This is a genomic window from Ancylobacter sp. 3268, assembly GCF_031456575.1.
Lineage (GTDB): Bacteria > Pseudomonadota > Alphaproteobacteria > Rhizobiales > Xanthobacteraceae > Ancylobacter.
The window spans coordinates 1-11,975 of record NZ_JAVDUX010000039.1; the positions used below are offsets into that span (position 1 = coordinate 1).

The 11,975-nt window shown below is 64.9% G+C and carries 12 protein-coding genes; 5 read left to right on the forward strand and 7 right to left on the reverse strand.

What is annotated here, in order from left to right; all coding sequences use genetic code 11:
• Positions 1-297: LysR substrate-binding domain-containing protein (locus J2X65_RS26500; RefSeq protein ID WP_310208385.1), on the forward strand; the 297-nt coding region annotated here is incomplete at its 5' end.
• 388 nt (positions 298-685) lie between these two features.
• Here J2X65_RS26500 and J2X65_RS26505 read toward each other — a convergent pair.
• Positions 686-1,288 carry an NADPH-dependent FMN reductase gene (locus tag J2X65_RS26505; protein ID WP_310208388.1) on the reverse strand — a complete coding sequence of 201 codons (603 nt, stop codon included), beginning with the start codon at positions 1,286-1,288 and terminating at the stop codon, positions 686-688.
• Between the two features lie 195 nt (positions 1,289-1,483).
• Positions 1,484-1,804 (reverse strand): DoxX family protein, encoded by a 321-nt coding sequence (locus J2X65_RS26510; protein ID WP_310208391.1) that lies wholly within the window; start codon positions 1,802-1,804, stop codon positions 1,484-1,486.
• A gap of 257 nt (positions 1,805-2,061) precedes the next feature.
• Here J2X65_RS26510 and J2X65_RS26515 point away from each other — a divergent pair, with 257 nt between their 5' ends.
• A complete protein-coding gene (locus tag J2X65_RS26515; protein WP_310208394.1) occupies positions 2,062-2,925 on the forward strand; it encodes a LysR family transcriptional regulator in 864 nt (287 codons plus the stop codon).
• A 124-nt stretch (positions 2,926-3,049) separates the two neighbouring features.
• Here J2X65_RS26515 and J2X65_RS26520 read toward each other — a convergent pair whose 3' ends face one another.
• The 5 genes from J2X65_RS26520 to J2X65_RS26540 form a co-directional block, all read right to left on the reverse strand.
• Positions 3,050-3,670 (reverse strand): DJ-1/PfpI family protein, encoded by a 621-nt coding sequence (locus J2X65_RS26520; protein ID WP_310208397.1) that lies wholly within the window; start codon positions 3,668-3,670, stop codon positions 3,050-3,052.
• Between the two features lie 64 nt (positions 3,671-3,734).
• Positions 3,735-4,685: a substrate-binding domain-containing protein gene (locus tag J2X65_RS26525; protein WP_310208400.1), complete on the reverse strand. Its 951-nt coding sequence runs from the start codon at positions 4,683-4,685 to the stop codon at positions 3,735-3,737.
• Between the two features lie 82 nt (positions 4,686-4,767).
• Complete coding sequence (locus J2X65_RS26530) at positions 4,768-5,760, reverse strand: ABC transporter permease (protein WP_310208403.1); 993 nt, start codon at positions 5,758-5,760, stop codon at positions 4,768-4,770.
• On the reverse strand, positions 5,753-7,318 hold the full coding sequence (locus J2X65_RS26535) for a sugar ABC transporter ATP-binding protein (protein ID WP_310208406.1): 1,566 nt from the start codon (positions 7,316-7,318) through the stop codon (positions 5,753-5,755). Before J2X65_RS26535 ends, J2X65_RS26530 begins: the two co-directional genes overlap by 8 nt.
• A complete protein-coding gene (locus tag J2X65_RS26540; protein ID WP_310208418.1) occupies positions 7,315-7,965 on the reverse strand; it encodes a GntR family transcriptional regulator in 651 nt (216 codons plus the stop codon). The genes J2X65_RS26535 and J2X65_RS26540 overlap by 4 nt, the downstream gene beginning before the upstream one ends.
• Before the next feature lie 197 nt (positions 7,966-8,162).
• Here J2X65_RS26540 and J2X65_RS26545 point away from each other — a divergent pair, with 197 nt between their 5' ends.
• Genes J2X65_RS26545 through J2X65_RS26555 form a run of 3 tightly spaced genes read left to right on the forward strand, consistent with a single transcriptional unit; the run spans position 8,163 to position 11,739 of the window.
• A complete protein-coding gene (locus J2X65_RS26545; RefSeq protein WP_310208409.1) occupies positions 8,163-9,419 on the forward strand; it encodes an iron-containing alcohol dehydrogenase in 1,257 nt (418 codons plus the stop codon).
• A complete protein-coding gene (locus J2X65_RS26550; protein ID WP_310208412.1) occupies positions 9,416-10,906 on the forward strand; it encodes an NAD-dependent succinate-semialdehyde dehydrogenase in 1,491 nt (496 codons plus the stop codon). The genes J2X65_RS26545 and J2X65_RS26550 overlap by 4 nt, the downstream gene beginning before the upstream one ends.
• Positions 10,907-10,923: 17 nt before the next feature.
• Positions 10,924-11,739, forward strand: a complete 816-nt coding sequence (locus J2X65_RS26555) for an alpha/beta hydrolase (RefSeq protein ID WP_310208415.1) — start codon at positions 10,924-10,926, stop codon at positions 11,737-11,739.
• The last annotated feature ends 236 nt before the right edge of the window (positions 11,740-11,975 follow it).

Below are 11,975 nucleotides of genomic sequence, written 5' to 3' on the forward strand. Positions count from 1 at the left end.
GGCTGCCCGGCGGGCCACGCCGGGAACGGCACGGTGTCGTTCCGCTCGGATGATTTCGAAGCCCTGCGCGCAGCGGCTGAGGCAGGCTTGGGTGTTGCGTTCCTATCGAGCTGGGTTGTCGGACCGGATGTCAGGGTGGGAAAGCTGGTGCGGCTAGGAATTGGCGGCGAGCCATGGAACGACGACTCGTCAGGAATCTATCTGTTGCGTGCCCTGCCGCAGCCGAGTGCAAAGGTGAGAGCCTTCGCCGAGGCATTGCGTGCTTCTATTGGGAGCCCGCCGAGTTGGGAGCCGTAATCGGTGGCGAACCCGGTGGGCGAGGATCGCCTGCAGCAGACATTTTCCGGAGCGTGTCTGAACGGCCTTTAGGCGGTCCGGTGCGGAACGGCGGCTATCTGCACAGCGACAGCCAAGACGGCCAGTCGGCTTCCGGCCCACCTCTGCCGTCCAATGAAACCCAACATGCAGGTTTCGAGCGACGACGAAAACACCTCGAACGGCGATCGAGGAGGCGGATGCAGAAGGGCAGCTAAACGGGATTCGCTGCCCCGCGGCCGACAGTCCGGCCACGCCCCCAAACCGCTATTTGTTGTCGTCGCACTCTTCCTCTTCGCGGTAGAAACGGTCTGTCGATCCCGTGCACCTAACGCTAGTCGAGCTTGGTGCCTAGTCTCGATAGAGGCCGTCAAGCGGCTGAGGCACGCGCCACCATTGTCGCTTTCGCCCACCAGACAAGTTCGTCCAGCGCTGCCTTGGCCGATGGGATGAGGTTCTGCTCGATCGTCTCGATCGGCTGGTTACCTACGGCTGGGAAAACGGTGAAGAAGTCGCTGCCGCCGATGTGAACCGCGGCATGAGTGGACACCATCTGCAACTCGATGCCGATGAGACGCAGGTGCTCGATCGCGCGCGCCGCTCCGACGCCACCGTAGCCGATCGCTGTGTACGGCTTGTGGTTCCACTCAGTGTAGGCTTGGTCGAGTGCGTTCTTGAGCGCGCCGGTCAGCGAATGGTTGTACTCGGCCACCGTGAAGATGAAACCATCGAAGTGGGCGATAGTCTCTTGCCAGCGGACCGCCTCCAGGTTCTGGCTCGGTACGAAGGCGTTCGACGCGATCTCATCGAAAAAGGGCAAATCGAAGTCGCGCAGGTCGACGAGTTCAACGTCCATGTCGTCGCGCGCCTCAGCCTGCTTGAACATCCACGTAGCCGGAGCATCAGCGAAGCGCGCAGCGCGTGTCGAGCCGATGATGAGTGCGATCCGTGGCTTCGGGTTGGTGTTGGACATAGATGGCATCCTTCTCTCTCGTTCGGGAGGCGCGGTGACGCCTTGCTTTGGTCGGACGAAATTGGCTGCGGGCGGGACGCGCCACCAGCTGTCGAAACCGGTCTGCGGGGTCGCAAGATCAGGAACGCCCGGCGTGAAAGCCGGGCGAGTGGTGACAGCGCGTCCGACTCTGCAATTTCGATCAATAGGAACGGATCAGTGCGCGGCGGCCAGACCGGTCGCATGGGCGCGCTGCTTGGCCAGAAACCCGTCGAGGCTAAACGCTCCGGCCCCGAAGGCTGCGATCTGGAGGAGGCCGCCGGCCATCATGACGTTCTTGAAGAAGTGCACGAACGTATTCCGATCCGCGAAGTTGGCATGGAAATAAACGGCGGTGGCGATCGTGAAGATCGTGAGAGCCCGGGCAACGGGACGGACCTTGTAGCCAGCGATCAAAAGCAGACTGCCAACAATCTCCAGCGATACAGCCGCGAGGAAAGCCAGCGGCGGGAATGGCAGGCCGACCGCTTCGATCATGCCGACGTGGCATCGTACGTGCCAGCCTTGCCGAGCCCAAAGAGAATGAAGGGAAGGCCGATCAGAATCCGGCCGGCGAGCGGGAGGCGGCGGGTGGTGTCCATGGGTTATCTCCTGAGGTGCGCCGGACTATCCTTCGTCCGCGGACCAATGGATGCGCCTTCCCCGCCCTCGCCACTAGTCAAGCGAGATGCTACCGGTTGTTCCCAATAGCGGAACACTTGGCGGTCGCTCTGAAGCGCAAATCGGGAGGAGATGTGGAGATCGAAGATCTCAGGACGTTCGTCGAGGTGGCGGATGCCGGCGGCATCATCTCCGCTGCCCGCAGGCTAAACATTGCCAAATCAATCGTTAGCCGCCGGCTTGTGCGGCTCGAGCAGGAGCTTGGCACACAACTCGTGTCGCGCACCACGCGCGGGGCAGTCCTCACGGAGGCGGGTCTCCTCTTTCGCGACCAGGCCGCGAGCATCTGCAGAGTGATAGACGCAGCCCGCGAGGAAATGTCGCCGGACGGTGACCTGCGCGGCCTGCTCCGGATTGCGGCCCCGGCTTCCTTCGGAACGCATTTTGCCCGGACGCTCGGTGAGTTGGCCCGTCGCCATCCGAGCCTTCACATCCACACCCGGTTCCAAGACCGCTATGTGGATCTCGTCGCCGAGGGCTTCGATTGCGCTATCCGCGTCGGCTACCTGCCGGACTCGAACCTTGTCGCCCGCAAAATCGGCACGTTGCCGGTTCGCTTATACGCAAGCCCCGCCTATCTCGACGAATACGGGGCACCAGATACGCCCAGTGACGTCCTGAAGCATTCCGCGATCACGCCGGGCAACGAAACTTGGACCTTCAGCAACGGCGACCAGACTTTCACAGTTCACCCTCAAGGACGCTTCAAGGCAGACAACGCCTACGCGCTGGCAGAAGCTGCCGCAGCGGGCGTCGGCATCGTCGCATTAGGGGAAGTTATAGCGGAAGCTTATGTCGCTAAAGGCGAATTGATACCAATCATGACGCGCTACGAGCTGCCACCCGTCGGCATATACATCGTGCGCCCGCCTGGTCAGCATGTCCCGAGGAAGGTACGAATCCTTATCGACACTATGGTCGGCAGCTTCAATCATTAGCCTGTCTGCGCGCTTGGCCGCCATCAAATGCTCCGCGTGCGATGCTCTCTAGTCGATCAAAAAGTTCGTCGGAGCAGTCGATTTTGGTCCCAGGCGATCCAGGGGGCGCCTGGGACCAAAGGCCTCACGCCGCGCGCGTCGCTGTGACCGGAGCGATATCCGTGTGGTGGATTTCCGTGCCGAGGATCTTCAGACATTCACGCATGAAAGCTGCTAGTGCCGTCCAACCTTTGGCAGAGACCATATTGCCATCGACCAAAGCCTCGGTGGGCGAGAGATCAACATAGGTTCCGCCCGCTAGACGCACCTCCGGCTCACACGCGCCGAGCGCCCCGACCCGCCTGCCCGTCACCACGCCATCCACGGCGATGAGGATCTGCACGCCATGGCAGATGGTGAAGATCGGTTTGCCGGTCTCGTGGAAGTGGCGGACCATCGCTTGGATGCGTTTGTCGGTACGGATATATTCTGGCCCGCGCCCGCCGGCACAATAGACCGCGTCGTACTCCTCCAATTTGACCTCGGAGAAGGTCTTGTTGATGTCGGCGAGGTGGCCGTACCGCTCGATATAGGTCTGGTGCCCCTCGAAGTCGTGCAGCGAGGTCTGGATCTTCTCGCCGGCCTTCTTGTCCGGGCAGACCACGTGGACGGTGTGGCCGACGGCTTCCATCCCCTGCTGGAACACGAAGATCTCGTATTCCTCGGTGAACTCGCCGGTGAGCATCAGGATCTTCTTGCCTGGCATTGTCGTTTTCTCCCTTGGATTATTGTCGTGCGAATGGTCCGGGACCCGATCGTAACGGAACCGCTTAGAACGGCGAGTCGGGGAAGTGGTACTCAGCGGCGTTCGCCTTGGTGATGAGCGGAGCATCGAGCTTGAGCGAGCCGCGCACCGGAGCATGGCCGGCGAAGTGGGCGGCCGTCAGGTAGATGGCGGTCTTAATCATGGACGGCGGATAGGGTGTCTCGACCGGGGTCACGGCGTCGCCGGCCATCACCTTCGCGATGATTTCCTTCATGCCGTTGCCGCCGAGCGCGAACTTGATTTCCTTGCGGCCGGACTGCTTGATCGCCTCCAGCACGCCCAGCAGCATGTCGTCGTCATTCGCCCACACCGCGTCGATCTGCGGGTATTTGGCGAGGTAGTCCTGCATCAGCTTGAAGGCCTGGTCGCTGTTCCAGTTGGCGTACTGGATGTCGAGGATCTTGAGGTCGGAACCCTTGATGCCGTCCTGGAAGCCCTTGATGCGCTCGTCGTCGATCACGGTGGGAATGCCGCGCAGCACGACGACATTGCCCTTGCCGCTCATCTTCTCCACCAGGAACTTCGCGGTGTTGAAGCCGACCGCGATGTTATCGCCGGCGACATAGAGGTCCTGGATCTTGGGATCGTTCAGGCCGCGATCGACGACGGTGATAAAGCTGCCCTTGTCCTTGATCGCCTTCACCGGCGTGGTCAGTTCCTCTGACGAGTGCGGCAGGATGACCAGCGCGTCGAGCTTGCGGGTCGCCGACAGGTCCTCGATGGCGCTGACCTGCGCGCTCGCCGAAGGCGACGTCTTCACGATCACCTCGATATCGGGAAAGGCTTTGTTGATCTCCTTGGCGGCGGCGTTGGCGTGATAAACGACGCCGGCGGTCCAGCCATGATCGGCGGCGGGAATGGAGACGGCGATCGTCTTCTTCTCCGCGGCGGAAGCCGGGCCGGCGGCCAGGAGAGCGGTCGTAATGCCAGTGGCCAGCAGAATGTTCCTGAGCATGCGTTTCCTCCAATGGTGCGGCAGTCTTGTTTGAAACCCGGGGCGTCGCGGCTGCCTCGCGCGCGCCGGCTTTGTGGTCCGCCTACCTCTTCGACATCCGCTGGATCAGCATGGCGATGATGATGATGACGCCCTGAACCGCGGCGACGAGGTATTCGGAGACGAAGTCGGAAAGGACCATCAAATTGGCGATGAATTCGAGGATCACCGCGCCGGCCACCGTGCCCCAGACGCGCCCGCGCCCGCCGCGCAGCGCCGTGCCGCCAATGACCACGGCAGTGATCACCTGAAGCTCCCAGAGCAGGCCCGTGGTCGGCGTCGCCGCCCCGAGGCGGGGCACGTAGCAGATGGCGGCGATGGCGACGCAGGTGCCCTGGATGACATATGCCAGGGTCCGCACCCGCGTGACAGAGATGCCGGAATAGCGCGCCACGTCCTCGTTGGCGCCCACCGCCACGCAGCGGCGGCCATAGCGCGTGCGGTAGAGCACATAGGCGGCCACCAGCGCGACCGCGAGCGACACCAGGATCGGGATCGGCACGCCAAGCACGTCGCCGAAATAGACCGGGCGATAGGCATCGCGCAGGCTGCGATCGATCGCCACCGTGCCGCCATCGGTCATGTAGGTGATGAGCGCCCGGAAGATGCCCATGGTGCCGAGCGTGGCGATGAAGGGCTCGATGCGCCCGACCGTGACGATGGTGCCGTTCAGCAGCCCGCAGGCGATGCCGGTGACCAGTGCCACCGCCATGCCGAGCGGGATCGCCGCCGTGCCGACGCTTGGCGCAACCCAGTTCATGAACAGGATCATCACGCCGGTGATGAAGGCGGCCATGGAGCCGACCGAGAGGTCGAGCCCGCCCGAGGAGATGACGAAGGTGGCGCCGATGGCGATGATGGCGATGAAGGCGCTGCGGGTGACGACATTGGCGATGTTGTTGGCCGACAGGAAGTCGGGATTGATGAGGAAGCCGATCGCTACCAGCGCGGCGAGCGCCAGGAAGGGGCCGGCATCGCCCCAGCCGATGGACCAATTGTGCTGGGCGCGCGGCGGCGCGGCGGCGACATCAGCCATGTGCGTTTCCCTCTGATGTTGTTTCGCTCGCCACGCTGCTGGTGGCGTGAAGCGCGACATTGCTCTCCGACATGGCGTCGCCGGTGAGTTCCCCGTTGATCCGGCCGGAGCGCATGACGAGGATGCGGTCGCAAAGGCCGATCAGTTCCTGCATTTCCGATGAGATGACGATGCAGGACCGACCTTCCCGCACCAGCGACTGGATGAAGGCGTAGATCTGGCTCTTGTTGGCGATGTCGATGCCGCGCGTCGGTTCGTCGATGACGATAACGGTCGGGTCGTTCAGCATTACCTTGGCGAGCAGCAGCTTCTGCTGGTTGCCGCCGGAAAGCTGGCCGGCCCGCGCGTCGCGGCTGCGCAGGCGGATGTCGTAGCCGCGCACGGCCGTGTCGAGCAGGCGCGCCTCGCCGGCGAGGTCGAGGCCGGCGAGCGGATGCACCCGATCCAGCGCGGCGAGGGTGAGATTGGGTGCGAGGCGTTCGCCGAGCAGCAGGCCCTTGCCCTTGCGATCCTCGGTCAGGTAGCCGAAGCCGGCCGCCGCCGCCTGCGCCGGGGAGGCGAAGTGAACCGGCCGGCCGTGCAGGCGCACCGCGCCGAAGCTGGCCGGGCGAAGGCCGAGCAGCCCCTCGAACAGCTCCGTCCGGCCGGCGCCGATCATGCCGGCGAGGCCGAGGATCTCGCCCTTGCGCAGGGTGAACGACACCTCCCGCACGAAGCCGGGAACATCGGCGTGCTCGATCTCCAGCGCCGGCTCGCCCAGTTCGCGCTCCAGCCGCGGCGGGTAAAGACTGGCGAATTCCCGCCCGACCATCAGGCTCGCCATACGCTGCGGCGTCAGGCCTTCGGCGTCGTAGGTGCCGACCATGCGGCCGTCGCGCAGAACGGTGACGCGATCGGCCAGCCGCTCCACCTCGTCGAGCCGGTGGCTGATATAAAGGATGGCGACACCGCGCTGCTTCAGCTCGACGATAATGTCGAGCAGCGGATCGACCTCGTCATGGGTCAGCACCGCCGTCGGCTCGTCGAAGATCACCACGCGGTGGGTGCCGAGCAGCGCCTTGGCGATCTGCACCAGCTGCCGGTTGGCGAGCGAGAGGTCGCGCACCAGTGCACGGGGCGACACCTTGCAGCCAATCTCGGCCAGCTGCGCAGCGGCGGCCTCGCGCATGGCCCGCTCATCCAGCCCGCCGAAGCGGGTGATCTCGCGACCGATGAAGATGTTCTCGGTGACGGTCAGCGCCTCGGCCAGGAGGATCTCCTGATGCACCAGCGCGATGCCGGCCGCCTGCGCATCCGAGGGCGCGTGGAAGGCGATGGGCGCGCTGTCCATCCGTAATTCGCCCGCGCTCGGCCGGAGATAGCCGGAGAGCAGGCGCATCAGCGTCGACTTGCCCGCGCCATTCTCGCCGATGACCGCATGGATCTCGCCCGGCCTTATGTCGAGCGAGGCGTCGGACAGCACCGTGACGCCGCCGAACTCCTTGCAGAGCCGTTCGGCGCGCAACACCGGCGCCACGGCGCCGTCCGCTGCGGGGGAGGGGGCGAGCGCCGCCGTCATGAATCGAACGCCGGAAGAAGTCGGTCGCGCGAGCGCTCGATATGTGCGCGCATCGCCTGCCGGGCGGCATCGACATTGCGCGCGGCGAAGGCGGCGAGGATGGCTTCATGCTCGTCGAGCGCCTCCTCGGTCACGCGCGCATGGAACATCAGGCGGAATATGTGGAAATGGGTGTGCTGGTGCGCCAGGGTCTCGCGCACCAGCTCATTGCCGGCGACTTCCAGTATCTGGTCGTGGAACAGCGCATCCTGCCGGGCGAACTGCGAGTAGCGCGCGCGCTCGTCCGCCCCGCCGCTGCGCGACATGACGCCGGCGGCGGCGGTCAGCTCCGCCAGCGCGGCGTCTGTCATCGAGGCCGCCGCGCGGCCGGCCATCTTCGGCTCCAGCAGCAGTCGCAGCTCGTAAAGCTCCTCGAAGCGGCGGCGGGTGATCTGCGGCGCCGCGCTATAGCCGACGAGATGGGTCTTCACGACCAGCCCTTCGCCCTCGAGCCGCCCTAGTGCCTCGCGGATCGGGGTCTGCGACACGGCGAGCTCGCGCACCAGATTGTCAACGGTGATGCGCGCGCCGGGCGGGATCTTCAGCGCCATGAGGCGCGCGAAGATGGCCTCATAGACCTCCTCGGCGAGGCTCGCGGCACGATGGATCGCCGGCGCCGGCTCAGCGGAATCCGCCAGATGGTGGGAAGCGGCGAGAGGTTTCGGACTGCGCACGGTTTTGCCCCTTGACAATGATCGAGAGCTAGCACGATCCTTTGCGTCACTCAATACGATATCCTATACGATTTTATGTAGGAATCGATTCATCAGCTGATTTGTTCAGCTATGCCAATTGGATAACTGCTGTGACATGCTTCTCCGCGATCCGGTTGCCGACCGAAATTCTCTTCGGTAAGGGGCAGCGCCGGGCCTTGCCTGCCGTGGCACAGCGTCTGGGCCAGCGGGCGCTGATCTGCACGGACGCGCGCCTCGCCGCGTCGGACGACTTCGCTAAATTGATGGATGGCCTGCACGACGCCGGTCTGGCGGTGCAAGTGTACGACCGCGTCCTGCCGGATGTGCCGCGCGACAGCGCGGCCGATTGCGTAGAGGTGGCGCGGCCCTTCGCGCCTGATCTCGTCATCGGCATGGGTGGTGGAAGCTGCCTCGACATGGCGAAATGCGCCGCGCTGCTGCTCACCCATGGCGGTCAGCTCCCGGACTATTACGGCGAGTACAAGATAGCTGGTCCGGTGCTGCCGATCATCGCCGTGCCGACCACGGCCGGCACCGGCTCGGAGGCGACGCCGGTCGCGGTGATTTCCGATCCCGACCGCACGCTGAAGGTCGGCATTTCCAGCCCGCATCTCATTCCAAGGACGGCGATCTGCGATCCCGACCTCACCTTGTCCTGTCCGCCCGCGCTCACCGCCATCGCCGGTGCCGACGCGCTCACCCATGCCATCGAGGCGTTGACGGCGGGGCGGCGCCCTCCATCGCCCGAACTGGCGCAGCAGCATGTCTTCATCGGCAAGAGCGCGCTTACCGACCATTTCGCCCTGCTCGCCATCCGCCTCATCGGCCGCAGTCTGGAGCGTGCCTGGCGTGACGGCAGCGACGAGGCCGCGCGTGCCGACGTGATGATGGCGGCGCTGGCCGCCGGCTGCGCCTTCGGTACGGCAGGCACGGCGGCTGCGCATGCCATCCAGTATCCCGTAGGGGCTCTGACCCACACCGCCCACGGTCTCGGTGTCGCGACGATGCTGCCCTATGTCATGCGCTTCAATCGCGATGCCGCGCTGGGTGAGATGGCCGAGATCGCCCTCGCGCTCGGCGTTCCCGGCGAGGGGCGCTCGCGCGCGGCGCTGGCAGATGCGGCAATCGGGGAGGTGGCTCGGCTCTTTGCCGCCATCGGCATTCCGACGACGCTCGCCGCGCTTGGCCTGCCTGCCGACAAGCTCGCCTGGACCGGCCAGCAGGCGCTCGGCATCGAGCGTCTCCTCAAGAACAATCCACGTCCGGTCGGACCGGCCGAGATGACCTGCCTGCTCGACGCCGCCTATCGCGGCGACCTCCATGCCGCCGCCTCCGACCTTCTTCTCGTACAGGAAACCCGCCCATGAACGTAGCTGCGCTTTCTCCCGCTGCTTCCAGCGCTCTGCCCGCCCTCGATCCGGCAGCCGGCGCGCGCGGGCTCTATATTGGCGGACAATGGGTGCGGCCGGCGGGGCGTCCGTCCATTCCTGTTGTCGATCCCTCGACGGAAGCGGTGCTCTCTGAAGTGCCGGATGCCACGCTCGATGACGCCAGGGCCGCCATCGAAGCCGCCGCCTCTGCGGCCGCAGGCTGGCGCGCGACACCGCCGCGCCAGCGTTCGGAGATTCTGCGCCGCTGCTTCGAGTTGATGACCGCTCGCGCCGACGATCTCGCGCGCCTGATCTCGCTGGAGAACGGTAAGGCACTGCGCGATGCGCGCGGCGAGGTCGCCTATGCCGCCGAGTTCTTCCGCTGGAATGCCGAGGAGGCGGTACGGATTTCCGGCGACTTCGCGCTCTCGCCGGCCGGGGGTAACCACATCATCGTCGACTACGAGCCGATCGGAATCTGCGTGCTGATCACGCCGTGGAACTTCCCCGCCGCCATGGCGACCCGCAAGATCGCGCCGGCGCTGGCGGCGGGCTGCACCGTCGTGCTGAAGCCCGCGAGTGAGACACCGCTCACCGCTTACGTGCTCGCCACGCTCTATGAGGAGGCAGGCGTGCCACCGGGCGTGGTCAATGTGCTCACTACCTCGGCACCCGGGCCGGTCACGGCGGCGATGCTGGCAGACCCGCGGGTGCGAAAACTCTCCTTCACCGGGTCGACGCCCGTGGGCCGGACCCTGCTGGCCGAGGCGGCGAAGAACGTGATCAGCTGCTCGATGGAGCTCGGCGGCAATGCGCCGCTTATCGTGTTCGACGACGCCGATGTCGAGGTGGCACTGGAAGGCGCCATGCTCGCCAAGATGCGCAATGCCGGCGAAGCCTGTACCGCCGCCAACCGCATCTATGTGCAGTCCGGTCTCTATGAGCGTTTCGCCCAGGAGCTGACCTGCCGCATGGCCGCGCTGAAGCTCGGTCCCGGTCCCGATGCGCAGACGGAATGCGGGCCCATGATCACGGCGAAGGCGGTCGACAAGATCGAGCGGCTGGTGGGGGATGCGCTGGCGCGCGGCGCCCGATTGCGTTGCGGCGGCACACGGCCGGCCAGCCCCGGCTTCTTCTATCCGCCGACGGTGCTGACGGACGTGCCCCTAGATTCCGCCATGGGCTGCGAGGAGATCTTCGGCCCGGTCGCCGCGCTCAGCCGCTTCGAGAGCGAGGACGAGGCGGTGGCGCTGGCCAACGCCACCGAATACGGCCTCGCCGCCTATGTGTTCACCCGCGATCTAACGCGGGGACTGCGCGTCTCGCGCCGCATCGAGACCGGCATGGTCGGGCTGAATCGCGGCCTCGTCTCAGATCCGGCAGCGCCTTTCGGCGGCACCAAACAGTCCGGCCTCGGCCGGGAGGGCGGCACCCATGGCGTGCTGGAGTTCCTGGAGGCAAAATACATCGCCACGACGCTCTGACCGCCAGTAGCCGCATGATGACCGACCCATTCCGCACCAGCGACCACGTGCCGGATTTCGACCGACATGTGGTCGCTTACGCTGAGCGCAGCGCGGCGACGCGGGCACGCCTGCCGATGCTGTCCGACATCGCCTATGGCCCGTCTCCGGCCGAGAAGCTCGATATGTTCCTCCCGCCGCCGCATCTGGCAACCGGCGCCGTGCACATGTTCGTCCATGGCGGCTATTGGCGTATGTTCGCCAAGGAGGACTTCTCCTTCGTGGCAGAGACTGTCACCGCCGCTGGAGCGATCGCGGTCGTAATCGACTACGCGCTTATGCCGTCGGTGGGGATGGCTACGGTGGTTGCGCAGGTGCGGCGCGCACGGGACTGGGTGCGGCGCCATATCCCTGAACACGGCGGCGACCCAGAACGTTTTACAATCAGCGGCCATTCTGCTGGCGCGCATCTGGGTGCTCTGTTGCTTGACGCTAGCCAGCCTGCCGGCGTCATTGCAGGTGCGTTATTCCTGAGCGGCATCTACGATCTCGCGCCGCTGCGGCATTCCTTTCTAAGGGAGCACATCGATATCACCGAGGACGACGTGGAGCGCTTCAGCCCGCTGCGTATCGCTTATGGCACCTGTCCGGCGGTTTCGATCATGGTTGGCGCCCGTGAAACCTTGCCCTTTCACAAGCAAGCCAGCGACTTTGGCTTCCACCTAACGCACGCCGCCATAAAGCGAGACATGCTAACAATTGTGGGCGTGGATCACATGCGCATCGTTGCAGACTTAGCCGACCTTGATAGCAAAGTTGGTACCGCGCTAGCCGACCTCGTCTCGTTCGCCTGAAGCTCCGTCACTGCATTCCAGCTCTCCTTTCTCATTGAACATCTTATCACGGTGTCCACGAAACGGGCAGCAGGCCAACATGGGGTCGTTTGAGCGTCAGCTTTCTCACTATCTCAGCCAGAAGCAGATGGTCCGCAGGTGGCCCGAGGCTGTGTGAGAACTCCCTGTGGGTCGTCGCGCAGGTTGTTGCCATGGCGCGCGTTAGCTCCGTTCACCCGGTTATCGCCTTGAGGGTC

Excerpts from the sequence above, each read along its gene's own strand:
- J2X65_RS26535 (WP_310208406.1), bottom strand. The coding sequence starts at position 7,318 with ATGACGGCGGCGCTCGCCCCCTCCCCCGCAGCGGACGGCGCCGTGGCG.
- J2X65_RS26550 (WP_310208412.1), top strand. The coding sequence starts at position 9,416 with ATGAACGTAGCTGCGCTTTCTCCCGCTGCTTCCAGCGCTCTGCCCGCC.
- J2X65_RS26525 (WP_310208400.1), bottom strand. The coding sequence starts at position 4,685 with ATGCTCAGGAACATTCTGCTGGCCACTGGCATTACGACCGCTCTCCTG.
- J2X65_RS26530 (WP_310208403.1), bottom strand. The coding sequence starts at position 5,760 with ATGGCTGATGTCGCCGCCGCGCCGCCGCGCGCCCAGCACAATTGGTCC.
- J2X65_RS26505 (WP_310208388.1), bottom strand. The coding sequence starts at position 1,288 with ATGTCCAACACCAACCCGAAGCCACGGATCGCACTCATCATCGGCTCG.
- J2X65_RS26555 (WP_310208415.1), top strand. The coding sequence starts at position 10,924 with ATGACCGACCCATTCCGCACCAGCGACCACGTGCCGGATTTCGACCGA.
- J2X65_RS26510 (WP_310208391.1), bottom strand. The coding sequence starts at position 1,804 with ATGATCGAAGCGGTCGGCCTGCCATTCCCGCCGCTGGCTTTCCTCGCG.
- J2X65_RS26520 (WP_310208397.1), bottom strand. The coding sequence starts at position 3,670 with ATGCCAGGCAAGAAGATCCTGATGCTCACCGGCGAGTTCACCGAGGAA.